The sequence below is a fragment of the Bradyrhizobium sp. 62B genome (genome assembly GCF_030272265.2).
GTDB lineage: Bacteria > Pseudomonadota > Alphaproteobacteria > Rhizobiales > Xanthobacteraceae > Bradyrhizobium.
The window spans coordinates 594616-618729 of the sequence record NZ_CP092842.1 but is presented as its reverse complement, the minus strand read 5'-3'; the positions used below and the strand labels follow the sequence as shown (position 1 = coordinate 618729).

The 24114-nt window shown below is 59.2% G+C and carries 15 protein-coding genes and 3 pseudogenes; 13 read left to right on the top strand and 5 right to left on the bottom strand.

Going from position 1 to position 24114, the window contains the following annotated elements; translation table 11 throughout:
- Positions 1–102 precede the first annotated feature (102 nt).
- The 5 genes and pseudogenes from tnpB (ML401_RS37770) to ML401_RS37750 all read left to right on the top strand — a co-directional run bounded on the left by tnpB (ML401_RS37770) (position 103) and on the right by ML401_RS37750 (position 4390).
- Positions 103–400, top strand: a pseudogene (gene tnpB, locus ML401_RS37770) (IS66 family insertion sequence element accessory protein TnpB).
- Between the two features lie 112 nt (positions 401–512).
- A pseudogene (locus ML401_RS37765) lies at positions 513–689 on the top strand (transposase); the annotation flags it as partial.
- Positions 690–974: 285 nt separating this feature from the next.
- Positions 975–1373 carry a VirK family protein gene (locus ML401_RS37760; RefSeq protein WP_376717420.1) on the top strand — a complete coding sequence of 133 codons (399 nt, stop codon included), beginning with the start codon at positions 975–977 and terminating at the stop codon, positions 1371–1373.
- An 886-nt stretch (positions 1374–2259) separates the two neighbouring features.
- Positions 2260–2481, top strand: coding sequence for a hypothetical protein (locus tag ML401_RS37755; RefSeq protein ID WP_285812923.1), 222 nt, complete (start codon positions 2260–2262; stop codon positions 2479–2481).
- 598 nt (positions 2482–3079) lie between these two features.
- A complete protein-coding gene (locus tag ML401_RS37750) occupies positions 3080–4390 on the top strand; it encodes an NAD(P)/FAD-dependent oxidoreductase (protein ID WP_376717419.1) in 1311 nt (436 codons plus the stop codon).
- Positions 4391–5220: 830 nt separating this feature from the next.
- Here the strand turns inward: ML401_RS37750 and ML401_RS37745 are convergent.
- The gene (locus ML401_RS37745) at positions 5221–5490 is read right to left on the bottom strand and encodes a transposase (RefSeq protein ID WP_285812922.1); all 270 of its coding nucleotides are present in this window, start codon (positions 5488–5490) and stop codon (positions 5221–5223) included.
- 88 nt (positions 5491–5578) lie between these two features.
- Here ML401_RS37745 and ML401_RS37740 point away from each other — a divergent pair, with 88 nt between their 5' ends.
- Together ML401_RS37740 and tnpB (ML401_RS37735) are read left to right on the top strand one after the other, a co-directional pair.
- Positions 5579–5980: a transposase gene (locus ML401_RS37740; RefSeq protein ID WP_285812921.1), complete on the top strand. Its 402-nt coding sequence runs from the start codon at positions 5579–5581 to the stop codon at positions 5978–5980.
- Positions 5977–6282, top strand: coding sequence for an IS66 family insertion sequence element accessory protein TnpB (gene tnpB, locus ML401_RS37735; protein WP_285812920.1), 306 nt, complete (start codon positions 5977–5979; stop codon positions 6280–6282). The genes ML401_RS37740 and tnpB (ML401_RS37735) overlap by 4 nt, the downstream gene beginning before the upstream one ends.
- Positions 6283–6287: 5 nt before the next feature.
- Here the strand turns inward: tnpB (ML401_RS37735) and ML401_RS37730 are convergent, their stop codons facing one another.
- The gene (locus tag ML401_RS37730) at positions 6288–8354 is read right to left on the bottom strand and encodes a recombinase family protein (RefSeq protein WP_285812919.1); all 2067 of its coding nucleotides are present in this window, start codon (positions 8352–8354) and stop codon (positions 6288–6290) included.
- 512 nt (positions 8355–8866) lie between these two features.
- Here ML401_RS37730 and ML401_RS37725 point away from each other — a divergent pair.
- The gene (locus ML401_RS37725) at positions 8867–10528 is read left to right on the top strand and encodes an IS66 family transposase (RefSeq protein ID WP_285812918.1); all 1662 of its coding nucleotides are present in this window, start codon (positions 8867–8869) and stop codon (positions 10526–10528) included.
- A 51-nt stretch (positions 10529–10579) separates the two neighbouring features.
- Here ML401_RS37725 and ML401_RS37720 read toward each other — a convergent pair whose 3' ends face one another.
- Positions 10580–11014: a transposase gene (locus ML401_RS37720; protein ID WP_285812917.1), complete on the bottom strand. Its 435-nt coding sequence runs from the start codon at positions 11012–11014 to the stop codon at positions 10580–10582.
- A 1856-nt stretch (positions 11015–12870) separates the two neighbouring features.
- Here ML401_RS37720 and ML401_RS37715 point away from each other — a divergent pair.
- Positions 12871–13596: an outer membrane protein gene (locus tag ML401_RS37715; protein ID WP_128955124.1), complete on the top strand. Its 726-nt coding sequence runs from the start codon at positions 12871–12873 to the stop codon at positions 13594–13596.
- Positions 13597–14041: 445 nt separating this feature from the next.
- A complete protein-coding gene (gene ectB, locus ML401_RS37710) occupies positions 14042–15322 on the top strand; it encodes a diaminobutyrate--2-oxoglutarate transaminase (RefSeq protein ID WP_128929879.1) in 1281 nt (426 codons plus the stop codon).
- A 580-nt stretch (positions 15323–15902) separates the two neighbouring features.
- Here the strand turns inward: ectB and ML401_RS37705 are convergent.
- Positions 15903–16988 (bottom strand): uridylate kinase, encoded by a 1086-nt coding sequence (locus ML401_RS37705; RefSeq protein ID WP_128955125.1) that lies wholly within the window; start codon positions 16986–16988, stop codon positions 15903–15905.
- 1262 nt (positions 16989–18250) lie between these two features.
- On the opposite strand from ML401_RS37705, the gene rpoN reads away from it, so the two are divergent.
- Positions 18251–19855: an RNA polymerase factor sigma-54 gene (gene rpoN / locus ML401_RS37700; protein ID WP_285812916.1), complete on the top strand. Its 1605-nt coding sequence runs from the start codon at positions 18251–18253 to the stop codon at positions 19853–19855.
- Positions 19856–20434: 579 nt separating this feature from the next.
- Here the strand turns inward: rpoN and ML401_RS37695 are convergent.
- A pseudogene (locus ML401_RS37695) lies at positions 20435–20696 on the bottom strand (transposase); the annotation flags it as partial.
- A 308-nt stretch (positions 20697–21004) separates the two neighbouring features.
- On the opposite strand from ML401_RS37695, the gene ML401_RS37690 reads away from it, so the two are divergent.
- Together ML401_RS37690 and ML401_RS37685 are read left to right on the top strand one after the other, a co-directional pair.
- Positions 21005–21238, top strand: a complete 234-nt coding sequence (locus tag ML401_RS37690; RefSeq protein ID WP_376717418.1) for a hypothetical protein — start codon at positions 21005–21007, stop codon at positions 21236–21238.
- 1522 nt (positions 21239–22760) lie between these two features.
- Complete coding sequence (locus tag ML401_RS37685; RefSeq protein ID WP_128929882.1) at positions 22761–22967, top strand: cold-shock protein; 207 nt, start codon at positions 22761–22763, stop codon at positions 22965–22967.
- Positions 22968–24114 lie beyond the last annotated feature (1147 nt).

The following is a 24114-nucleotide window of genomic DNA, read 5'->3' as shown; positions in this document are numbered from 1 at the left end:
GCGCAGAGCAATGCGCAGGCCAGAAAACGGGATCATCGCGATTGAAGTCGACGGCATCACGATCCGAGCAGGTTCGATTGTCCGGGCGCTGAAGGCGAGCCGGTGATCGGTCTGTCAGGCACGGGCCGGGTGATGGTGGCGACCAGACCGGTAGACTTCCGCAAGGGCATGGAGGGTCTTGCGACCCTGGTGCGCGAGAGCATGGGTGCAGACGGGAGCTGTCTATGTGCTCCGGGCCAAGCGAGCGGACAGGCTCAAGCTGGTGTTCTGGGATGGAACGGGCCTGTGCCTGCTCGCCAAGAGGCTTGATGATGGAATCTTCCGCTGGCCGAGGATCGAGGGCGGTGTCATGCGCCTGTCAGCGGCACAATTGTCGGCGCTGCTGGAAGGACGCGACTAGCGGCTTGCGCATGAGAAGGAGACGCCGCCGCCAGCGCAGCCCGGATAGCTGTTGGCAGCATTGCGGCGAAGTGAATCAGGAGCGCCGGACCCGTCGCAAGATGGCGGCGAATATGCTCCGTTTGGGTGTGAGCGACGCCCTGCCTGACGATCTCGAGACGCTGACAGCGATGCTGCTTGCCGAGCGGTGCGAGAGCGACCGGCTGCGTCAGATCATCAAGGAAATGCAGCGACACCGGTTTGGCCGGCGGGCGGAGACACTGCCCAAAATCAGATGCTGCTGGCTTGGAAGACGTCGAACAAGTCGCCGCGTACGACGAGACGGCACAGGACATTAGTACGCATGAAGGACATCGATGCGCGAGCTCGCAAGCGCCGCGGCAACCGTGGCGCGTTGCCGGCGCGCCTGCCGCGGATCGAGCATCAACGTGGACATCGAGGACAAGACCTGTCCCTGCTGCCAAGGCGAGTTGCACCAGCCGAGTACACAAGCCTTGAGCGTCTTTTAGCTCGGATACAGGAGAAACAGAGATGCAGCGTGGGGGTTTCGATCCGGTGCTTTGCGTGATTGTTTCGTGCGTTGCGAACGCCATCGTCAGGCGGAGGAAACGTCGCCGAAGTACACGGAGGTGCTCAGTGCTCTTCAAGGCGGCAAGAATGTGAAGCTCATTCTTGACCTCGGCGCCTGTATCACAACCGATGGCGGGCGGCCGGGTCCAGCCGTGCAGGGCGGAGTGTTGGCGTTCAAGATAACCGATCAGCATGGACTCAGCTTCGCGAGTGCGCATCAAACGTTGGACAGGTCGGGGCGCGCAGTGACTGAATACATCCATCAAAATATGAGCCTCGATGGTAAGCTCACTGTGCGAGCGATGAAACTAATGGTCGGTATGACCCAGCCGGAAAACGCGAATTCGTGTGGGAAGTCCCGCTGGTGCGAAGTTCGTAGGGTAGCCGCCAATATAGGGTTGTGAATGGCGCTCTCCGACAAGATGTGAACTATACTGCAACCATATTCCATCGGTGCGGCGGAGGCGAGCAAATTAGGCCTCTTTCGAGAATCCCACAGCGTCCCAGGGATGAAATCAGCGGATGGACCCGCTCGGACGCCTGGTATCGGCGCCGAGAAAGCTCTTTTGCAGATACACAGCGCCGGCCGGGCCCTATCTTGGCACTGTTGGCGTGCATAACAGCCGCCTTCCTTTACAAGGAAAAACCGATCATGGCTAAAGTCCCTCCGTTCCATTCGATCAAACCATATTCGAAGAATGTTTATCATGACAACGACATGTGCACCGAAGGCAACAACATCGAACGGCAATATAGGGCTTATGGCACCGCCGGCCGGGCCCGTTGCGAGCACTGCAGCCGGCTTGCCTAAGTTCAGCGATAGCGGTGCATAGCGCATGCATCACCACGCCATCTTGGCTACTCAATACAGGACTGTACACTCGTTATTGGGGCGCCCCGGCGCTCTTATCACTACCGGAAGTATCATTCGCGCTTTGGCAGCCTCTTGCCGGCGAGAGGTAGGGCAAAATGCCGACAAGTCATATCCGATACGGATCGTGGGCTTCAAAAGCCGATCCATGTTTTCCAAGACTCGGATTCTGTCACAAACACACAATGTAGCACCCGTGTCGCATCGAACTCCTGGGCGCGCGGGCGGCGGCGTTATATTGAGCTAGGCAGCTCCGACGTTCTGTTTCGGCGAGCTACTATGAGATCGGCCGTTCCCTCAACGAGCTGGGACATGCAAGACATTGGCGGATCGGCGCTGCTTCAGGTGGTCCTTTGGCATGGATTTCGCCGGTGATCGCAGCGCGTCGCGCCGCACCGATCCAATCGCCAAGAGAAACCATGTCGCTCAATGATCAATTGGCTGCCATGCGCAGTCATCGTAACAGGATTAACCTATACCGCCAGCTCCTGGAGCATGAGCTGCCAGAGCACGATCGCAGCTATTTCGAAGGCCGTTTGTCTGAAGAATACCGCGCGTTTAAAAGCCTGACAGACACCGTTTTCCCAATCACGCTTGGACTCCCGCGCAAACTTTCACTTTCCTTACAATCGGCCGACTAGGGTGGGCCCCTAGACGCGGCCAAAAGCAAGGTCGCGCGGCTCGACTTGCTATAAGGGATCAACCCCCAGAAGGATCTTCAACCGTACAATAGACCGCTCATACCGTACAGAGAAGCCAACATACCGGCAAAGAAAGCCCTCACACGCCTCAGTCCCTGGAACCCGCCGAGTGCACCTCCCAAACCCCGCCACACTGACCTAAGGCAGCGCAGATCCAAACCACTCCGCAGAGCCTGCACCTAGGCAGACAACCGCTCCAAAGCCTCTTAGGCACGCCATATCGCAGCAACTCTATCATTCCCACATTCGTCCCCTCCAATTCTTCGGAATCACGCCGCTCGGCCTGCGCAGTTTGTTCATTGTTCGACAATGACCAACTCTCGTTGGATGACGCCCCGTCTGCTCTGGCGCTCAAAAATGGGGCCGGTTAAACAACGGATGTCGCTGGCATGATCATTGCGTGCAAGAATGTGCACTTCTTACTGCGATCCTGTTAGCCGCCAGCACGTGCGGCCGCTTACTTAGCAGATGAAGGCGCGTTTTTCGAAGCGGGCCAAACGCCGCAAAAGATCAAGAAACGTAACGATCGCACGAGAGGATGAGAATGCAAGCGTGTAAAGTTTCGCCTCGGCATTTCACGAGGTCCGGATGGAGCTCGCTACTTCCTCCGCGTGCTCCGCACGACCAACTTCCAAGAGAGAGACGCTTCTACGCAATTGTAATAGGAGCCGGTTACACGGGCTTAGCGGCTGCCCGTCGTCTAGCTGAGCTGATGCCAAATCGGCAGATCCTGATCATCGAGGCCTTGGAGATTGGAGAAGGGTTATCGGCCCGTAATTCGGGCTTCTTATTGGTCTACCCGAACGCGCCAAAGGCAGGCGCGAGCGGACCGGTAGACGAAGATGCTATCCGAAAAATACGTGTCGCGGCCGCGGGGCTTGATTGGCTACGCACGCTTGTGGCCGACTACAACATTGAGTGCGATTGGGACGAGCACGCTCCGCGTGTGACCGTGGCTGCGACTCTCGCAGGAGAACGCGCTGCTCGAGATTCAGTGCGCTCCTTCAAGAATTGGAACATGGATCTTCAGGAGTATAACGCAAACGAAATTGGCGGGCTTCTTGGGACGGGATACTATAGGTACGGCTACCAACCCAGTGCTCGCGCTCTAGTGCAACCGGCGGCGCTCGTTCGTGGCCTTTCCGAGACCCTCCCCCACAATGTCGCTATCCTCGAAAACACGCCTGTATGCGAAATCAGCTCCAATGCGCCTTTTAGCGTCCAGACAACTCGTGCAACCTTTATGGCGGATTACTTATTCGTCGCCAGCAACACACACGCAGGAGCGTTTCATCCCTCGTTAGATCGGATGGTCCCGGTCTTTACCTATGGGGCGTTAACGCCACAATTGGACGCAGACGAGCTCGGGCGCCTCGGAAGCATACCGAGTTGGGGAGTAGTCCCTGCACTCGCTATGGGAACGACGATGAGAAAAGTGAATGGCCGCCTCTTAGTCCGGAGCGGCTGGTCGTATGCGAAAGAATTCAACGTTGTCAATGTGAGGTCAGTCTTGACGATGTTGTTCCGGCGGCGTTTTCCTGCGATGCGATCTTACGAGTTCGAGCACGCGTGGGGAGGGGCTATTGCGAGTACGTATAACGGTGAGTTTTACTTCGGAAAAGTAAGGCCAGGGCTTTATGCGTCGGTTGGATGTGCCGGTGCCGGCGTTCTTAGGGCGACCATTCATGGGAAGCTTTTGGCGGAGATGGCCGTTGGCTTTCAGTCGCCGCTTCTTACCGATAGGCTGAGTCTCGCTGGCCCTAGCTGGCTTCCGCCGGAGCCGCTTCGTGGAATGGCTGCAACTGCCAAATTGGCCTGGCTGGATTGGCGCGCCGGAGGCGAACGCTAAACGTGTAGTCTTAGGCGTTCTAAGTGGGTTGAACTTCGATCATTCGGCTGGAGTTCGGCAATGACCTGGCCCTTATGTGGAACGGCCCCCGTAGCAAGAGCTTTTTCAGTCGATTTCTCACATTAGGACGGTGCCGTCATATGTCGGGCCTTTGCGCGCGACACAATAGGGCCGCTGGCCTCGATGAGATCGAAAGCCTCCCAGGGGAGCCGCCTTGCCACGGGCTGACCTGATGGTTGAGAACTGTACGTATGGACAGCCATACGATCAGCACGCTGAATCGACTAGAAGTGGTTAATACAGGCCGGCGCCGCCGTTGATCTGAGGAGGAGAAAGCCCGGATTGCATTAGAAAGCATGTCCGAGCGCCGACTTGGTTGCGGCGACAGCGCGGCGATACGGCTTGTCGCGTTCTTTGTTGGTGACCTGCCGAAGAACCTTCGCGGCGGCGTCGGCCAAATCCGAGGCTGGCTTTGTCAGGGCAGTTGTGGCCGAGGGGTGCCCGCGGCATCGGTGGCGGCGTAATCGGAGAGCGCGCTCGCAGATTCGATGGAGCGTCGAGATCGAGCTGGCTTGCGGGCGGCGCATCATTGTTGATGGGCGGGTGTCGACACTGAGGCTCTTCGCCGGACCATCGAGATTTTGGATCCGCGAGGAAGCTGGCTTGACGTTTTGCGGAATCGCCACGGCATCAGGCCTTCGATCCTGCTATGGGGATGGCCGTCGATGATCGCCTCGAGTGTTTCGAGCGATGTAGGCAGCCAGGTTGACGTCGTTGAGTTTGCAGGTGGCGACGATTGAGGCCAGCAAAGCCCAGTTTTCTGCCCGATTTCATGCCCGGCGAAGAGCGCACTTTTTTCTGATCAAGCAACCTGGCCGGATGGCGTTCTCGACCGGGTCGAGCTCGAGGCGCCCGTCTTCGAGGAAGCGGGTTAGCCCCTGCCAATGATTGAGCGCATAGCGGATGTCTCCGGCAAGTGTCGAGCCGCTGGAGATCATCGACAGCTGCTTCTCGAACCACATCTTCAAAGCGGCGACGAGAGCCAACGAGTGCTCCTTGCGCGCGGCCAGCCGGATGTCCGGCGATGAACCGCGCACCATGGTACGCCTCCGACGAGGACCGTCTTGCGTGACGGGTGGTAATTCGCGAAGCGTGTGACCTTAAGTCTAGCTTTAAGGTCATCAGGCGATGCGGGTCGAAGTTTTGGGCGGGCTTGAGCGGCGGCGGCGTTGGTCGCAGGACGACAAGGCACGGATTGTCGAGGAGACGCTAGTACCGGGCGCGAAGGTAACTGAAGTCGCGCGGCGCAACGGAGTAGCGGCCAGCCTGGTGTTTACCTGGCGTCGACAAGCACGGACATCGGAACAAGTTGCACCATCTTTTACGCCGGTGCAGATCGCCGCCGTAGCGACCTCGGCTGAAGAAACTGCGAAGCTTTTGCCTACGGTTGATGGCCGAGTTCGCTCGGCGGCAGCCGCACGTACTGGATTGATAGAGATCGATCTCGGCAACCGACGGTGCATCCGGGTGGATGCGCACGTCGATCCGGAGGCGCTGGCGCGGGTCCTCGATGTGCTTGGACGCCGATGATTGCTGTACCAGGGAATGTGCGAGTGTGGCTGGCGACAGGCTACACGGATATGCGCAGAGGCTTCCCGTCGCTGGCCCTCCAAGTTCAGGAGGTGCTGCACAAAGAACCGCTCAGCGGTCATTTGTTCGTCTTCCGCGGTCGCCGCAGCGATCTTGTGAAGGTGATCTGGCACGATGGTCAGGGAGCCTGCTTGTTCACAAAAAAACTCGAGAGAGGGAAGTTTATCTGGCCATCGGTTGCCGGTGAAGCGGTAACGATCTCGCTGGCGCAGTTGAGCTACCTGCTTGAGGGCTGTTGTTGATGCCCCTACTTTTCACGGTGATCCTCCCTCAGATCAATCTGCGCGATACGATGATTTCTCAAGCTGCGAATGGCCTGCAACGCGTTTGTGTTGTCAGGAAAGAGGAAGCGGCCCGAAGCCTCTCGGGTGGTCAGGATGCTCCCTCGCTTGAGCTGAACATAAATCCATTTGACGGGTATCCTGAGGCGTTGTGCTAGTTGGGTTACTGACAAATGGTCGGCCACCGCTGACCACCGTGTTCGATGCCGCACCTTGAGGCGGTGTTTGAGACGAATGCGCCGGACCGTGATCGGCAGAACTTTGTCAGCCTCCCATGGCGAGTGATGTCCTTCCTGCGTCAGAATGCGCGCGATCTCATCGTCGTAGGCGCCATCCCGCGCCAATGCGCATATGCGTTCTATCATCTCCTTGTGACGCGGCAGCGCAGCCACAGCATTCACAGGTAGGGTGACTACAAGCTCAGTGGTCGCGCCGCCGCGCCACACAATGCGCACCTCAGCCTTGTCCCGAGCACAGCGGCGCATCACCACCTTCTCGATCAGACAGCGCAAGAGCGCCTTGCGGTGGTCCCTGCGGGTTGCGGGGTTGTCCCATAGCGCCGGAAGACGATTTCCAAGGGCGATTACCTTGGCACGCAGATCGTGAGGAACGCCCAAGGGTTCATTGGACTTGTGCATCGTGCGCTGGGCTAATGCCTCCTCGGCTCGGCGCAGCTCCGATAGAGCGGCTTCCCACCGTCGTTCCAGTTCGCCTGTCACGAGCCGGTTATCGGGATCGGCGCGATTGAACTGGCGCTCGGCGAGGGCTGCCTGATAGCGAAGCCTCTCAACCTGCTGCTCTTCAGCGTGCCGCAGGGCTCTTTCGGACTGCAGATGGGTCTTGCGCGCTTTGGACAACGCATCGATTTCCGCCGGTGCCACAGCTTCCAAGAATGCCGCCGCAACCTGTGCGTCGATCGGTGCGGCGCGCAGGTTCTGACATTCCGGTGCGCCACGCTGGATTTTCAGATGATTGCAGACATATTGACTGCCGCCCTTGTAGCGCACGGCCATCTTGTGTCCGCATTCGCCGCAATAGGTGATGCCGTGAAGCAGGGCTGCCCCGTCGCGCGGGATTCCGCGGCTCTTGATGTGCTGGTATTCCGCACGATTGTCGCGCAGCATCGCCTGGATCTTCTCGAAGGTTTCCCAGTCGATATAGGCCGGGTACTTTTCCCTCACCACGATCCTCCAGTCCGTTCCACGACGCGGAGACTTTTGTGGACGCTCTCCCGGTATTTTGGACGGCTTCTGCCAAGTCCTTCCATAGACAAAGGCGCCTGCATAGGCCGGATTCTTCAGGATCGCCGTCACGGCCGACACCGTCGCAGGCTGCCAGCGCAGATCGCCATGGCGGTCGAGGCGAGGCAGTGCCAAGCCGCGGCCAACAAAGGCCCGCATCGCTTGCGCGGCGGTCCGTACTTTCAGGAAGGTCTCGAAGAGCAGCGACAGGCGCCCCTGCACCTCGAGATTGGGATCCTTGGTGACCACCCCTGAAGGGTCGCGGACAAGGCCCGCCGGCAACTGCACGACCAAGTCACCGCGTTCGGCTTTTGCCATACGCCCAGTGGTCATCCGGCTTCTGATCGTGTGCAATTCCAGCTCTGAGATCGTACCTTTCAGGCCGAGCAGCAGGCGGCCATTGGGTGTCCCAGGATCATAAACGCCATCCCGGTCGGCGATCAAACAATGACGGTGCCCGCAGACATCAAGTAGCGGGTACCAATCCGAACAATTGCGCGCCAGGCGCGTCACGTCCATCGATAGGATAAGGCCAACCTCACCAAGAGTGACGCGGGCGACCAAGTCCTTGAAGCCTTTCCGGTGCGCTGCGCCAGCGCCGCTCTGCCCAAGATCGCTGTCAATCACATCGATGTCCGCCTCGTGCCATCCGAGTTCGCGAGCACGCTGCGAGAGGGCGTACTGAAGCTTTAGGCTTTCTTGATTGGTGATCACTTGGTGTGGCGTCGACTGCCGCACATACACCACTGCTTTGCGGTCCAGGTGATCCGGCTTGACGAGTTCCGAGCCCATCGCTCATCTCCCGCAGGACTTGGCCGAGATCCTCTGCGATCGCCTGCCGGAGCGCTTCCGGCAGACTGCGCCAGACCTCTCGAGGTTCGATGGGCATGTGCCCCCGCTCTCTTCGGCCAACGCGATTAAGTCCTGCAGCGCGTCGAGGCTCAGCTTGGTTGGCGCGGCGCGCGGCAAGCCGTTCCGCTCAAGATTCGTCGCCCCGAGCGGCAGAAGAAGCGTGAGACCGAATCGGTAATGTACACGCGCAAAGAGCTCCTTGCACGCTCCGCGTGTTGTCGTCTCCTTGCCGATCGAGATTAATCGATAGCGCCGGCCATAAAGCGGATGACGCGGATCAACGACTTCCACCTCTTCGGAGGTGGCCACGTCATCGTCACTCTTATGGGTATCTCCCGATGCCCTCGCTGTCCGGGATCGATTGGCGCAATCCGCAAGAAACCCAGCGCCCGACGCGGGTCGGATAATCGTTTTGGGTTTGAATCTGATGCTCGATCTGATTCAATGGCTTCATGACATCGAAGCCGGACGATCTTCCGTCGGATCTCGCGAGCGCCTACCTTGCGCTGCTGGCCGAGCGCGAGGCGTTGCAGGCTGAACGCGATGTGGCAGTCGCGGATGCCGCCAACGCGCGGGCGGAGCTGTCGGACAGCGAGGTGCTGATCGCTCATCTTGAGCTACGGATCGAGAAGCTCAAACGCGAACTGCACGGGCCGCGCTCCGAGCGCACGGCGCGGCTACTCGAGCAGTTGGAATTGGAGCTCGAAGAACTCGCCACCACGGCGACCGAGAATGAGCTGGCTGCGCAGGCTGCCGCCGCAAAAACCCAGAGCGTGAGCGCCTTCACGCGTAAGCGGCCGGTGCGCAAGCCGTGGCCGGACGACATCGAACGTGAGCGCGTCGTTATCGAGGCTCCAACGACCTGCGCCTGCTGCGGTGGATCGCGCCTTGCGAAGCTAGGCGAGGATGTGACCAAGACGCTGGAGGAGATTCCGCGTCGCTTTAAGGTCATCGAGACGGTACGCGAGAAGTTCACCTGCCGTGATTGCGAGAAGATAAGCCAGCCGCCGGCACCGTTCCATGCCACGCCGCGCGGCTTCATCGGTCCGCAATTGCTGGCGACAATGCTGTTCGACAAGTTCGGCATGCATATCCCGCTCAATCGCCAGAGCGTGCGCTTCAAGGCTGAGCGGATCGACCTGCCGCTGTCGACGCTGGCCGACCAGGTCGGCCACGGAACCTTCGCCGTCATGCCGTTGTTCCAGCTGATCGAGCGTCATGTGCTCGCGGCCGAGCGCCTTCATGGCGACGACACCACCATCCGGATCCTGGCGAAGGGCAAATGCACGACCGGCCGGATCTGGACGTATGTGCGGGATGACCGGCCGTTCGCCGGGCCTGCGCCGCCGGCGGCGGTCTATTATGCCTCGGGCAACCGACGGGGCGAACATCCTCAGAGGCATCTGGCCGCCTTCGCCGGCATTCTGCAGGCGGATTGCTATGGCGGCTTCGAGCCGTTGTTCGATCCAAAAAGGAAAGCAATGCCGATCACGCCGGCATTTTGCCTGGCCCATGCGCGGCGGGGATTCTTCGAGCTGGCTGACATCGAGAAAGCCGCCCGGGAAGGCAAGGGCAAACCGGTCTCCCCGATCGCGCTGGAGGCGGTCAGGCGTCTTGACGCCCTGTTCGAGATCGAACGCGCCATCAACGGCCGTGGTGCCGACGAGCGGCGTGCTGTGCGCCAGGAGCGGAGCAAGCCGCTGCTCGACGACATGCACGCCTGGCTGCTCCGCGAGCGAGAAAGCCTCTCCCGCTCCGCCGAGGTCCTGAAGCCCATGAACTACATGCTCAAGCGCTGGGACGACTTCGTCCGCTTCCTCGACGATGGCAGGATCTGCTTGACCAACAATTGCGCTGAGCGTGCATTGAGAGGCATTGCCTTGGGAAGGCGCAACTGGACCTTCGCTGGCAGCCAACGTGGCGCCGACCGTGCCGCTATCATGCTGACGATGATCACGACCTGTCGCCTCAACGACGTCGATCCCAAGGCTTGGCTCGCCGACGTCCTCGCCCGGATCGCCGATCTTCCCACCTCGCGCCTGCGCGAACTGCTGCCCTGGGAATGGAAGCTCCTGCACCAAGCCGGCAAGTCCGCCGATCAGCAAGCCGCCTGACCTTCACGCAACGCCATCGTAGAACTCGCCGTGCTCGCGCGCATGCGTCAATCAGGCGGCCTTCGTCGTATGCGTACGCACCATGGCTTCAATGGCGTAAAGCTGTGCGATGTGCCGAACGGCGGCCTCGGCGATCGGCGACTTGCTGTTGCGGGCCAATTTGACGAAGCGCCGGCGCAAATGGCTCCAGCAATGCACGAGCTTCTCACACTGAAGTCGAGCGAGTTCGGTCAGCCGATCATAACCATCATAGCCATCGCATTGCAGGAAGCGTCCGCCAAAGCCTTCCAGGAACTGCTCGGCAAAGGCACCGCTGCGACCGGGGGCATATCGGAACAGCACGATCGGCGGACTTGGGCCGCTGTGGCCGCGGTCATCGAACACGATCGCCCAGAAGTAGCCCTTCTTCGTTTGGCCGCGCCCGGGATCGAGCACCGGCGCCGTGGTTTCGTCCAGACGATCCGCCATGGCCAGGCGGCGGCGCATGTGGTCCGCGATGGGCTGAAGATGGAAGCAGGCCAGTTGCCCAACTCAAGCCGGATGCCCTGGCACGCATAGATCTCGGCCTGACGGTAAAACGGCGTATGATCGCCAAACTTGGAGACGAACGTGCGCAATGGCCGCTTCGGTCGGCAGCCCGCTGGGCACGGAGTGTTCCGGCGCGTGCGCCTGCACGACAGGCCGGGAGCAACGGCGGCAGATGTATTTCGGGCGGCGCGTGGCCAACAGCCGCCATTGCGCGGGGATAACGTCCACGCTTGCTAACGTCCTCGCCGATCTTCGTCATGGCGCCGCCGCAACCGCACGGGCAGAGCGTGCTCGCAGGCTCGATGATCCGCGCTACCCGCGGCAAATGGGCAGGCAAGCAGCCGCGGTTGCGATGAGAGCTTTGATCCGTCGCGTTCGCGATCGGCCCTGGATGAGCTTCTCGGCTCTCCCCTGCGCGGCATCCAGGATGCCTCGCGCGAATCGCAGCTTCTCGGATTTCGCGCTGAACCTGTCGCGTCGCATTTCGCCGAGAATGACCTCCAGCCGGCGTCGGGCTTCCTCCGACCGCTGTCAGCGCCCCTGATGCTCGCTCAGGGCTGCCTGCGTTTGCGCAAAAAGCTCCTTCAGGCGTTCGTTTTCGTCGCGCAGCGCCGCGATGCTCATGGTCTATTTCGAGCACATCCCCGGCGCGCCTGCCACGTTCAAAATAGCTTCCGAGTCATTCTGCCGCAGTTATCCAGCGACCTGCGGGCGCCGTCTTTCTTCCGGGCGACTCAATCTCCAATCTAGCCCCTCGACAAGAGCGCGAACATCGCCGGCGACATGCGCACCACGCCGTCCGCGATCATTGGCCAGACGAACTTGCAACCTTCGAGGCGCTTGTTGAACCAACACCAGGCCCCCCAAACTCTTGATCCGGTCCGCTCGTTTCGATCGGAACGCGAAGGCGCCTCCGCTGAATGGATCAAAACGAAGTATCTCCTGCACTTCGCCGTAAGCCCATCGTGGCCACAGCGGAAGTCGATCGGCCGGTTGCAACGTAACTCTTATCAGCACCGGCCGCGATCATCGTGACGCTCGCACCGCACGGATCACCCGGACAGCTGCTCGCCATCTGTCGCCGTATCCGTCCGCAACACGACATCGTCGATCGCGGTCTCAAGCTTGATCGCCGGAACCTGACACTCCTCCGACGTACCGCCCACGATCAGCGGCGCGAATGTCGGATGCGACTCGGATAAGTCGCCGAGAGTCTGTTATCCGGTGCCGCGGTGGCCGAGGGGCGCGCAAGCACGGAGCGACGCGCTGGCAGATCTACGATTGGCGACGGCAGTTTCGGGAACGAGGCGTGTTGCCGCTGTGCGAGGCGGTTCTCAGCCTCCGAACGCACGCGGCGCCCCGAAGGTCCTTCAAGAACCTCAAGCCGGCTTACCGACCCCGCCGATGAGACGTCCAAATGGACATCCTTTTTGCTGTCTAATCCCATCTAAACCTCGATCCAAGCCGGACGCTTCTCCGCACAGCTATCCGCTCTGGCTAAGCGCTTACGCGCTTTCGGTCCGCATTCAACAAAAGGCTATAACGGCGTATACATGTCGGGCCGCAGCCGGCACGCACTGTCAGCTATCATTTGCCACACGAGTCAACACGCAACATCGAGCGCCGCAGGTGCCTGCGTTCGCCTCGAATTCCCACGCCTGCGCCCCCATGCTCGCACTATCTCTTCACAACCTGACACTACGTCAGGTTCGGCTCTGCTATCGTCGAGCTCTGTTGCACTTCAGGTACAGCAATTCGCGTAAGCGCTGATACAACGGCCACACTGGGGGCCATTAAAGAGAGTAACAACCGAAATGAAAAAGCAGTCACTCGTTTGCGCGAGCATTCTTGCGATGGCCGCTGCGACGTCCGCGTCTGCCGCAGATCTCGCCGCGCGTCCCGCATTTCCGAATACGCCGACGCCCAGCCCGGCTGTCATCGCGCTCTACGACTGGAGCGGCTTCTATGCCGGCGTCAATGGCGGCTGGGGCTCGAGCCATAACTCCTGGGATTTTCTCGGCTCTATCCCCGAGGGCTCTCACGACGCAACCGGCGGCACAGTAGGGGGCCAGATTGGATATCGTTGGCAATTCGGCAATACCGTGCTCGGACTCGAAGGGCTGGGCAACTGGGCCGATCTCAGCGGCTCAAACGTTAGCATTGCCAACCCGGGCACCACCAATCACACAAACATCGACGGTTTCGGCTTGCTGACCGGCCAGATTGGCTATTCGGCCGGCAACGTACTGCTCTACGCCAAAGCGGGCGCGGCTGTGGTAGGCAGCACTTATCGGATCACTAATTCGGCTGGCTTTCTGGGCGACGCGGATACCACACGTTGGGGAGGTACGGCCGGTGCCGGTCTTGAGATTAGCCTAACACCGAACTGGTCAGCTGGCATCGAGTACGACCACGTGTTCATGCCGGCTAGTGACGTTAGCTTCGCAACAGGACTAGGAAACGACCGCATTCGTCAGGACTTTGATCTCGTCACCGCCCGCCTCAACTACAAGTTTGGCTGGCCACTCGCGAGCAAATAAGGATCTCAGTTTCTCAATCAATGATCGAGGGCCCCGGCGCCTGCCGGGGCTCTTTGTCCAGGGTCATCGTCCTGTATCGCCGTCGGCCTTTCAATAGGTGTTATCAGCTCTCTTGATCCATGAGGGCTGCGTATAATTAGGCTCGCTTCGCCCGGCGATCACGGTCTGGCCTCCGACGAGTCCCTATATCGCCGCCTCAGGCTCGATGTTGGAAGCTTGATATTGCCACGGCGAGCCGTCCGGCATCGGCAACAGTGCGCATGCCAGCCGTATTCAAGCCGCGCTTAGTGAATGGCCTCCTGACCAAACCGCAACAGCGTCGCACCGGCTCGACGATTCTCCCTCGCTCGACGAGGGACTACCAACGCTGAGAGGTTTAATATTCCGCATGGTGGAGTATGTCACGTGCACCAGCCATATTCATGGACAAAGTGAAGGTGCGATCATGAATAACTCTGCCGACCCCTCACGTACTCTTCGAACGTTAGAAACGTTGGAATCCAACGTTCGCCTGTACTCGCGTCTCTTCCCAGCGTGCTTTAGTCATGCGCGCGGGCCCTTTCTGCTAAGCGAGACGGGCGAACGGTTCATCGACTTCTTTTCCGGGGCTGGAGCGCTCAATTACGGCCACAACAATCATCAGCTAAAGGCAGCTATTACAGAATATCTGGGATCTGATGCTGTCGTTCACGGCCTCGATATGGCCACTCCGGCCAAGGTCGACTTTATGGAGACTTTCAACTCAGTTATTCTTCGTGAGCGGGGCTTGGATTATCGATTTCAATTTACTGGACCTACAGGTGCCAATGGCGTTGAGGCGGCATTGAAGCTGGCGCGTAAAGTAACCGGGCGCCACAACATCATTTCATTCACACGTGGTTATCATGGCCTCAGTCTCGGCGCCGCGGCTGCGACCAGCAGTCGCTTTCTTCGCGAAGCCAGTGGAGTCCCCCTGTCCGGCGTCACGATAATGCCCTATGATGGTTATCTTGGAGATGAGATTGATACGGCGGAGCACCTGCGGAACATATTGCTGGACTCTAGCAGCGGCATCGATGCGCCAGCCGCCATTCTCCTTGAAACAGTACAGGGGGAGGGCGGCATCAACGTCGCTCAAAAGGAATGGCTACGATCCGTACAAGCCCTAGCGGCAGAGATTGGAGCCATCTTTATCGTCGACGATATTCAGATGGGTTGCGGCCGTACTGGCGATTTCTTCAGCTTTGAGTTCGCCGAGTTGTCACCAGATGTCGTAATATTGTCGAAGTCCTTAAGTGGATATGGTCTGCCGTTATCCATGTTGTTGATCAAAGAGGCAATTGATATATGGGAACCGGGAGAGCACACGGGCACCTTTCGAGGAAATAACCTAGCGCTTGTCTCTGCAACTGCAGCTTTGAATATCTACTGGCGCACTGAGATCTTTTCGCAAAGCATTTATCGACTGGGAACGCTGATGCGTCACCGGCTTAATGCTATTGCGCGCGCGCATGGAGACCACTTCACTGTCCGCGGCCGCGGAATGGCGCTGGGCTTTGATTGCCGAAATACTCACCTCGCTGAGACTGCAGCACGCAAGGCGTACGATAGGGGCCTCATCATTGAACGATGCGGCCCGGCGGACGAGGTCATCAAATTCTTTCCTCCGCTAACGATCGACCCGGAGACGCTGACTAAGGGTTTGGACATCTTTGAAGATAGCTTAGCGGAAGCAGCCCCGCTCTGACATGACATCTGCATCGGGCCTCGCTGCCTGGGCGAGGCCTCACGCCAGACGCTTGATCACCGCGGCAGGCTAGCACCTGTTCCGCATCTCGCTGGTGCTACAATTCGAGTACCACGACCGTCTAACTCTTGTTTCTCCCTGAACATGTTCCAGCTTCAGTCGACTAGCTCCCTGGGGACGGGCCTAGTCGTCGGGCAGGTCGCCTACCCGCATCACACTGCGGCCCAGGTCAACCTGGACTCGGATACGGATACGCTAACCGCCCGCACTCACGGTGAGCCCGGCTACAGAACCAGTAGGCTAACGAAGGCCGTTTGCATGTTGGGCGCGCGGTAATTGGTTGCGCATCACTTGCCTGGCAGGCACCTGGCAGATCGTGCGTTCTGGCGTTGCGTAACTCAACTGCCCAGTAGCGGAATGCACTTATCGAAGGATCGGTCCGCTCGGCGATGGTCATCGTGACAAGCCATCTCAAGACTTCTACAAGGGAGGTGAAGTTGCCGCTGACGACTCATTTCCGCGGTGAGTAGCCGGCTCTCCCGATCTGCAGCGCGGTATATCGCCAATCAGGAGGTGATGGCTAGTGAGGTGCTTCCACCCCACTAGTGCGGAGCTCTGCATGGACCCTCTGAGCACAGTAAGAAGCGGCCTCAAGATCTCGCAATTCGTATGTCTTTGGCTTGGACCCGGTGAGCGCTAAAACAACAATCTTCTGCGCACTCCTCACGGGGTGGATGCCTTCCCGATGCAGAGCGGTAAGCGCGGCCTCCGCGTCATGCGTCAAATACCCCTCGGGGCTTTCATCCTGCTCGAGATCGATCCACATGATACCAAGCCTTCGTAAAACGTCTTCAGCATTACGTTTTTCGAAGACGCTTTGAAATGCAACCCGTGTTGCTGACGGGTTGATGACCACGCAAACCCCGCCTCCTGCGTCAGTCACCAAAGTACCGGCCATCTCATTCGGCAGTAACGATTTGCAGGAGATGGCTATTCTCCGGCCGGCAGCATAGTCGATTGCGCCATGGTGAAGCACTTTCGCCCCGCAGCGTGCTATCCGACTTGCGTTGGCATAGGAGACTGTCGGGAGCAGCCTTGCTTGCCTCACAATCCTCGGATCGGCGGAGTAGATGCCACAGACATCCGAGTAGACTTCGCACACGCCACTTCCCACCATATCGGCGGCTATTACCGCAGTCAAATCCGAGCTATTGCGGCCGAGCATTGAGACCCGTCCACCTTCATCCAGACCCTGCGCTCCGGCAAGGATTACCACGCGGCCATAATCGAGCGCCTTTAGCAGCGGTTTGTTGTCGACCTCCTCGATGACCGTCCTACCTAGAACCAAGGATGTCTTGATTCCAATCGAATAGCCAAAGAGCGATGATGTCGGCACCGAGTGTCTTTGCAATGCTGCCTCAAGAAGTCCAGCGGAAATCATTTCTCCCGCTGTCAGGACGGTGTCCAAGGCAACGGTGCTGCAGATTTCATTCACAGAGAGCGCTAGAGACTTCAGTACGTCCGTCTGGCCGTGCATCGCGCTAACGACGACCACGACTTGCCGCGCGTCATTTGCAAGCCTATCTACTATATGTCTGGAGACAGCGCGGTACGCCTCCGCATCACGAAAGCTCGATCCCCCAAACTTCATTACTTTGATTGACATGCGCCGTGGCCCAACCTGCGAGATCACTTGCTTTAACTCACCCGGCGCCGCATTAGATCAGACGACGAGCCGCTTCGCGCGCTCGACATCCAGCCGCTTCTTGAGAGCTGCTCCTCGCGCTAGGCTTGTCATCGTCGCAGCAATAGCTGTACCACGAGATAGCTCACGACTAGCGCCGCCCGGCATCTCGCTGGCGGCTTGGGCATGTTGCAGCAGCACAGGACGATGCACCTAAACAATGGCGCGCTAGTTGCCTGAGACCTCCATCCCGCGTTGTTCGATGTCGCCCATCTTGATTGTGGCGGTTGCCACAAAGGTCGTTCGGGCCGCTAGTTCACACACCGCAGCGAGCTCCGTCGTACTGCATCACTACCTGAGATCATCAACAAGGGACATGAGCGGCATCCGGCGTACTGGCTTGGCACACCTCTTGCTGACGCTTCCACTGAACAGATCTCGGGAGGCCTCTTGCTCAGTCCGTTGAATGATGTCCGGCACGCCGCGTTGTTGCTGCCCGGTCTCCGGCACTTGCCGCCCCAGACCTGCGATGGAGCGACGTGTTTCGCCCGGTTCACTCGAACGGGCGACCCACTGCGCCGAGCCAGAATTTGGCCAAATACGGCCTTGCACGGAAGAGCTCGCCTCTGGGAACGCGTTCCCAAGGTGGTGCTGCGACCGCAGCGGCAAGCGGAGCGTTGCAAAAAGCGCTCCGGACCCTATGCCACCCTCGGCGGGGACAGCACCAAGCGATTATATGCGCTCTACCTCAGCCCGGGCCCCGCCGGGACACAAAGCCCTCGCTTTTTTTCAGCTGGAGCGACCACCGCCGGTAAGCAGTCCGGTCCTGCGCCTGTTAACAATCGAGGCGCGCCAACCGTGTCAGGCCAAGAACGTATTGCGTGGAAAGGCCGGACGATGACACACGCCTGCGGCGTAGGTCGCCGCGACAACTTCGATGCGAAACCCGGCAAAAACTATGGCCTCTGGCAATCAGAACGCAGATTCTATTTGCCAACTGGACAGTTCGTTGTCGTGGCGCGCTCGTCTCGGTTCACCAGGACCAGACTATCAACAGCAGGCCGCATCCTTGGCCTCCCCAGAGGCGGCCATCAAACACCCTATGAAGATAGAGCGAGAGGGGACTCTGCGCCTGAAGGGCGGGAGATCGCCTTGCGCTTCCATATCCACAACCGTCTGCGTGCCGAACATCAATTGGTAACTCGCATACAGACGCCGGACATCAGCCGGGGAGAGACCTTACAATGAGCCTGGGATATCAGCAGAATCTTCGGCAATCGCAATCAGCCGTACTATCGCCGCGCCTGGCGAAGGCGATAAAGCTGCTGAAATTGTCTAATCTCGATCTGGCTGATTTCGTGGAGGAGGAGCTCGAGTGCAATCCATTGCTGGAGCGCGACATAGACATGCTGACGCAAGAGGATGCCGGAACAACGACCGATCTCTTCAGCGAAGCCAGCGGCCCGGACGGCGCTAGTGATCTTGACAGCGACGCGTTCGACAATAGCCAACAAGACGGCTTGAGCGTAGACCCTGGCACTCGCCCCGAGCTCGACGCGGCGCCCAGCCCGGAGCTTGACGATCTTCATTCCGAGCCATTTGATGAGGACATTCCTCAGAATTCGGACCAAGATCGGCTGGACGTCGGCACAGAGGCGTCCCGCAGCCGATCTTGTCAGGAAGACTATAATCTAGAGGCGTGCGTACCGAAAGAGATCACCCTCCGCGATCATTTGACCGAGCAGCTCGGACTCGCGCTGACGTCGCCCACAAAGCGACTCATCGGACGCTATCTAATCGACCTCGTCGATGACGCCGGATACTTGCCGCAAGACCTAGGAAATGCCGCCAAACGGCTGGGGGCCTCGCAAACAGATGTTGATCTCGTTCTGGCAACATTGCAGACGTTTGACCCTCCTGGCGTCTTCGCTCGTTCTTTGAAAGAATGTTTCGCGATCCAGCTGCGCGAGCGCAACCGCTATGACCCAGCGATGCAAGCACTGGTTGAGAACCTCGCTCTTGTACCTGAGGGCGTTCCTGCCCTGCGCAGCGTTTGCGGAGTGAGCGATGAGGACATCGCCGATATGATTGCGGAACTTCGCTCACTCGACTCGAAGCCGGGACATAAGTTTGGTTCGGTGCGCCTGGAACTTCTGATCCCAGATGTCTTTGTTCACCGGGGTCATCACCATAATTGGATAGTCGAGCTGAACAGTGAAGCGTTTCCCAGCATTTCGCTGAATCAGGTTTATTATCTCGATTTCAAGGGCAAAATGCGCAACCGTAATGACAAGGCCTACCTGGCCAATAAGTGGTCTGATGCACGCTGGCTGGTAAGTTCACTTGAGAGACGTGCGAACACAATCTTGAAAGTTGCGAGCGAAATTGTGCGTCAGCAACATGACTTTTTCTCCTACGGCGTAGAGCATCTACGACCCCTCAATCTGAAAGCAGTGGCCGACGCCGCGGGGGTGCATGAGTCCACCGTTTCACGCGTAACGAACAACAAGTACATGGCCTCCAATCGTGGACGGTTCGAGCTCAAATACTTCTTCAAACCATCCATTGCTTCAGCCGTCGGCGAGACGGCTCACTCGGCAGAGGCTGTTCGCCACCGCATTAAGAGGCTCATCGACTCCGAGGCCCAAGCATCAGTGCTCTCAGATGACGCAATCGTCGAGCTATTGCGTTCCTCTGGGATCGATATAGCGCGCCGGACGGTCGCAAAATACCGTGGCAAAATGGGCATCCCTCCGTCCGTGGAGCGACGGCGCCAGAAGCAAGCTGCTCTCGGCTATGTTTCCTCAACGACTCCGCTCAATTCCCCAGACCGTACGGAGGCGGCTTGATCCTATTGAAGGATTTCGTTCACAGCGGCGGAGAAACGCATAGTTGAGCTGTCAGGCAGGACCATCAAGCTTGCTAGGCGCCGGGGATTGCCCCCAACCGCCTAAAGCCCTTAGATTGAAGACGGCCAATTGGGGCGTTAAGTCGCCCCGACGGCCGTTCTGCTAGGCTCAGGGGCAACGGCTGCATCCTTTCGCAGCCCCGATGGCCCCGCGTGAGCGTGATCCTCTCTCAGGCTGCTACGCGATTTTCATAAGCAAGAAATGGGTTGACTGGTTTAAGCAGGGCATCCGAAGCATCGATTGGAGCTCTGCCGCTAAATTGCTTGGTCAACCCTGCACTGATGAACCATACGATGCCATCGGCGAGCATTCTGTGGGACGCTTGAACACTTCGTCTCACAAGATCGCCGTGTTGATGCCTAGGCCGCTCCTCGACGGGTAGATACCGCGCCTCAAATGCTGAGAAACGAAGAGACGTTCGATCCAATTGACGCAAGCTCCGCTGCCAGCATCCTGCCGGGGCATGGTGTAGCTGACGGTAGGTTACCTGCGATTTTCCGGCAGGCGGGTCGGAAGGCATCAGCCTGCCACGTCGGGCAGACCGACGATGAATTCATCGCTTAATGGCGCGATGCTTTCCAGCGTCATGTAGCGGGCGCCTGGACCGCACATTCGTCGTTCTGCTCGACAGGGTCGCATCGATTAGGTCGGCGATTGCGTCTCCGTTAGGGACGATGCCGACGACCTCGGATCGCCGCTTGATCTTGCCGTTGAGGCGCTCGATCGGATTGGTAACCGGTATTAGAGTTTCTCGGTGCCGATGTCCCGCTGCGATATTCAAGATAGTGGCGTATGGTGCAACCATCGGGAGAGAGGCACCGGGAGCACCAAGGTGCGGGCAGGCCGATGCATACGATCAGCCACGAGCTCGGGTTAGTAGCTGGCCGCCTCTGCGACCAGCCCGGTTGCGCTGAGAGCGCGCATCCGTAGTTGTCGTGTCGCCCGTAGCTCCCGTCATGTGGTCTGATTTGGCAGGAGGTGCAAGTGCGACGGGTGATTGACATCGACGTCCGAACCTCGGGGAGGTGGTGGTTTGGGAGGATGGCAGCCTCCGACATGCGGGCCGTATTGATATAGACGCGGACTGCGTTGGACGGTTTTGGCAAGACCCTGCTGGCCAGTGATGCGGTGGTGGTCGAAGCGACCGCCAACAGAGTGGCGGTGTCGCCGGTTCTGGCGTCGTTCGTGACACGCGTGATTGTCGCCAATTCGCATCAGGTGAAGGCGATCGCCCAGGCTCAAGTCGAGACCGACAAGATCGATGCCGGCACACTCGCGTGTCTGCAGGCGCCCGCGGCACCTGCCGCAGATCCGGACGCCTGACGCAGAGACGGAACGCAAGCGTCGGCTAGCGGCGCGGCGCTACGAGGTCGTGCGGCATCGCGCGGCTCAAGAACGAGGTGCAATCGATCCTGCACGCGCACCTGATCCCGAAGTGCTCCAGGCCGATTGACATTCTACCGGGAGGTGCGTCGGACCTGGCTGCGCTGCCTGAGACGGCGCAGTCAGAAAGGCCGGCGCATGGGCTGGGCGGAGTTCGAGGCCCTGACGACTCGCTTCCGTCTGGCCGTTCCAAGCATTACTCGCACTTGGACGCAGGCGCGGATATGACGCGGGTTACCCTCGAGAAGAGCCGAGTGCGGGAAATCGGCCCGCCCGGATCTGTGAGGGCGAAGGCCGAATGGCTGAGCTACTCGACCACGACCGCCGACCAGTGCAGCTCTCACGTACCCAGCAGTAATCAGCTTGAAGGACAGAATACTCCCTTCAATGAGCGCCGGAGACGGCATGAGCTTGTACGCAGCGATCAGCTCTTTCCGGCGCGGGGCGCCGGCATGCCTGCTCGCGGTCCCCGAGATCGTCCGCGCCACTTGTCGGGCCAAGCGCGCGCCCGCCGGGTTTCAGCAACGGTGCGCTTGATCTAACACCAGGCAGTACGATTATTGTTAGTTTTGCGCCAGATGCCCATGTTAGATGTCCAACGATGGCAGCATGGGCGCTGCAACTGCTGCCGCGCATACCGTCATGGACCGCCTACATGCGGCAAGAGCCTCTCCCTCATAGCGCCAGGACCTATCTCAGGAGATTGAGCGTCACTCTCAAGCTTCTGGGCAACGGCCCAAATGTTCTGCGGCCGAGGCAATGCTGCGAGCAGGAGCATAGTCTCTCCCACACTCCTACATCACCAGAACCAAAAAGGCAGAGCAACCTAGTCGGCAGTTGGTCGCGTTGTCATAAGGCGCGGCACGCTACTTGCTTAACGGCCAATGAGAATAGATGCATTGGTCTCGCGAGAACAGGTGCTCGATGACTTTTGTCAGGATACTTCTGCCAACACTTTGGCGCCGAGGCGCTGCAATCGCAAGCGGCGGTGCATCTTATATCCGAAGTAGCGACATGAGCTCTCGCTTGGATTCCATGCGAGCGGCCACAGCTGCCCCCACTAGCGCCGTGTCCGCCTTCACCGCCGTAGATCTCATCCAAACCGACCGGCGCACTTGCTCGACCGCTTTGCGCCGAGCGGTGCGCCTGACGGCGAATGACGGTCACCACCACCTTTCACTCTCTTACCTGCGTCGCTCGGACATGCGATAATGACGCCTTGCGTTGAGCAACGGCAAGCTGACGGTGCACCAAAGTCCGCAATCTTGTCGCGCCGCGATCGCACTTTTCATGGAGCACAAGCGAGCACATCAAGTGAGATACGCAATTGTATGGCATACCGACGGTTTTTTACCTTCTTTAGCAATCTTACATTGTTCTACAGGTCCCTTGCGTGCGGCATGAGCTTCGCTGGCTGAGTGCGTACTTTTTGTTAGCTTCTGAAGACGCTGGAGTTCGACACATGGCAACAGGTATCGTGAAATGGTTCAACGCAAGGAAGGGATATGGCTTCATCAGACCGGATGACGGAGGTCCGGACGTATTCGTACACGCCAGCGCGGTCGCAAAAGCCGGAAGAAGCGACTTAGCCGAAGGCATACGAATTTGCTACGAGCTCAGGACCAGTGCGGCAGGCCGAACCTTTGCAGAGGACCTCAGCATCCCCTAGACCCTTTGTCCGCCCTGTGAGGTGACGGGCGGCCCCGCGGCAAGCTCCTATCGAGGGTTGCGCCGGATGGTCCGGCGCCGAACCTCAAGCATGGGTAGCGGGCCTGATGAACCATAGCATTTTCGTAGGGCTGGATGTGCACAAGGCGACGATTTCGGTTGCGATGGCCGAAGGAGTGCGCGGCGAGGAAGTTCGCAACTTAGGGATCATCCTAATCGCGACGACCAATCAACAAGCGGGCAAAGAGCCCAGGTCAAGCTGTGCATCCTCTATCACCCCTTGTCGGCGGCCAGCAAAGCCGGGGTGATCGTCACCACCGCCATTGCACGCGAGATGGTCGGCTGCCTGTGGGCGACGCTCTTCAAGTAGAACTCGGCCCGGCCGCGTGTGAAGAGCGCTGGTCGAGCGTATCGGTGCCAAGGCGGGAGGCAGGGCGCGGTGGGGACTCCTCGTATGAGCCGGCATTGTCGACGCTCGCTCGCAGATCTCGCCGCAAGTCCAGCACGGGACCTATTTGACGCTGGATCGAACGAAGCCACGTCTTGTGAGCGTGTAACTATGGGGGCTTGATCTAGGCGCCCGTCGGCGCGATTGACTCGATGTCCGCGAGCGAGTGTGGCCGCCGGTTGTCGCTGAATTGGCAGCAAAGAACGCTGCCTATACCGGGACGCGACTTGCACGAGCGGCTCAGGCGCCACAGTTGGCTCGTTTTGACCGATGGCGGCGAAGGTGCGAGGAACGCGATGCTCCAGCTGAAGCGGCAGGCCTGCTGTAGAGTGAGGGCAGCTGTGCTACGTCTGATTATGGGATCAACACCAGAACGCAACTGACGTCCCCGTCTGTCAGACTCGGGACAGTTGTCGCACTAACATGGCGTCGCGACGCTCTCGCAATGGTGCTCAGAATCCCCTAACTCATTGATACGTGTCAGAACTGTCATGCTCCCGCCGATGGCATCGGACTTGCTGATCCTCTCCTTGAGAGGCTTGCCCGGAGCTACTCCGGGGAGGTTTATTTGGCCCTGGAGGGGAATTGTAAATGGCGGAGAAGGCGTGCTCGAGATGCGGTCGATATCAATAAGATCAGGCTACGCGCTGACCAATACGTCCATTATCCAAGATACTGTTCGACCGATCCCACCTCCGGG

Bases quoted from the DNA above. Each gene is read 5' to 3' on its own strand.
- ML401_RS37730 (WP_285812919.1), bottom strand. From the start codon at position 8,354: ATGGGCTCGGAACTCGTCAAGCCGGATCACCTGGACCGCAAAGCAGTG.
- tnpB (WP_285812920.1), top strand. From the start codon at position 5,977: ATGATTGCTGTACCAGGGAATGTGCGAGTGTGGCTGGCGACAGGCTAC.
- rpoN (WP_285812916.1), top strand. From the start codon at position 18,251: ATGAGCCTGGGATATCAGCAGAATCTTCGGCAATCGCAATCAGCCGTA.
- ML401_RS37705 (WP_128955125.1), bottom strand. From the start codon at position 16,988: ATGTCAATCAAAGTAATGAAGTTTGGGGGATCGAGCTTTCGTGATGCG.
- ML401_RS37715 (WP_128955124.1), top strand. From the start codon at position 12,871: ATGAAAAAGCAGTCACTCGTTTGCGCGAGCATTCTTGCGATGGCCGCT.
- ML401_RS37755 (WP_285812923.1), top strand. From the start codon at position 2,260: ATGTCGCTCAATGATCAATTGGCTGCCATGCGCAGTCATCGTAACAGG.
- ML401_RS37745 (WP_285812922.1), bottom strand. From the start codon at position 5,490: ATGGTGCGCGGTTCATCGCCGGACATCCGGCTGGCCGCGCGCAAGGAG.
- ML401_RS37685 (WP_128929882.1), top strand. From the start codon at position 22,761: ATGGCAACAGGTATCGTGAAATGGTTCAACGCAAGGAAGGGATATGGC.
- ML401_RS37750 (WP_376717419.1), top strand. From the start codon at position 3,080: ATGAGAATGCAAGCGTGTAAAGTTTCGCCTCGGCATTTCACGAGGTCC.
- ML401_RS37720 (WP_285812917.1), bottom strand. From the start codon at position 11,014: ATGCGCCGCCGCCTGGCCATGGCGGATCGTCTGGACGAAACCACGGCG.
- ML401_RS37725 (WP_285812918.1), top strand. From the start codon at position 8,867: ATGACATCGAAGCCGGACGATCTTCCGTCGGATCTCGCGAGCGCCTAC.
- ectB (WP_128929879.1), top strand. From the start codon at position 14,042: ATGAATAACTCTGCCGACCCCTCACGTACTCTTCGAACGTTAGAAACG.
- ML401_RS37740 (WP_285812921.1), top strand. From the start codon at position 5,579: ATGCGGGTCGAAGTTTTGGGCGGGCTTGAGCGGCGGCGGCGTTGGTCG.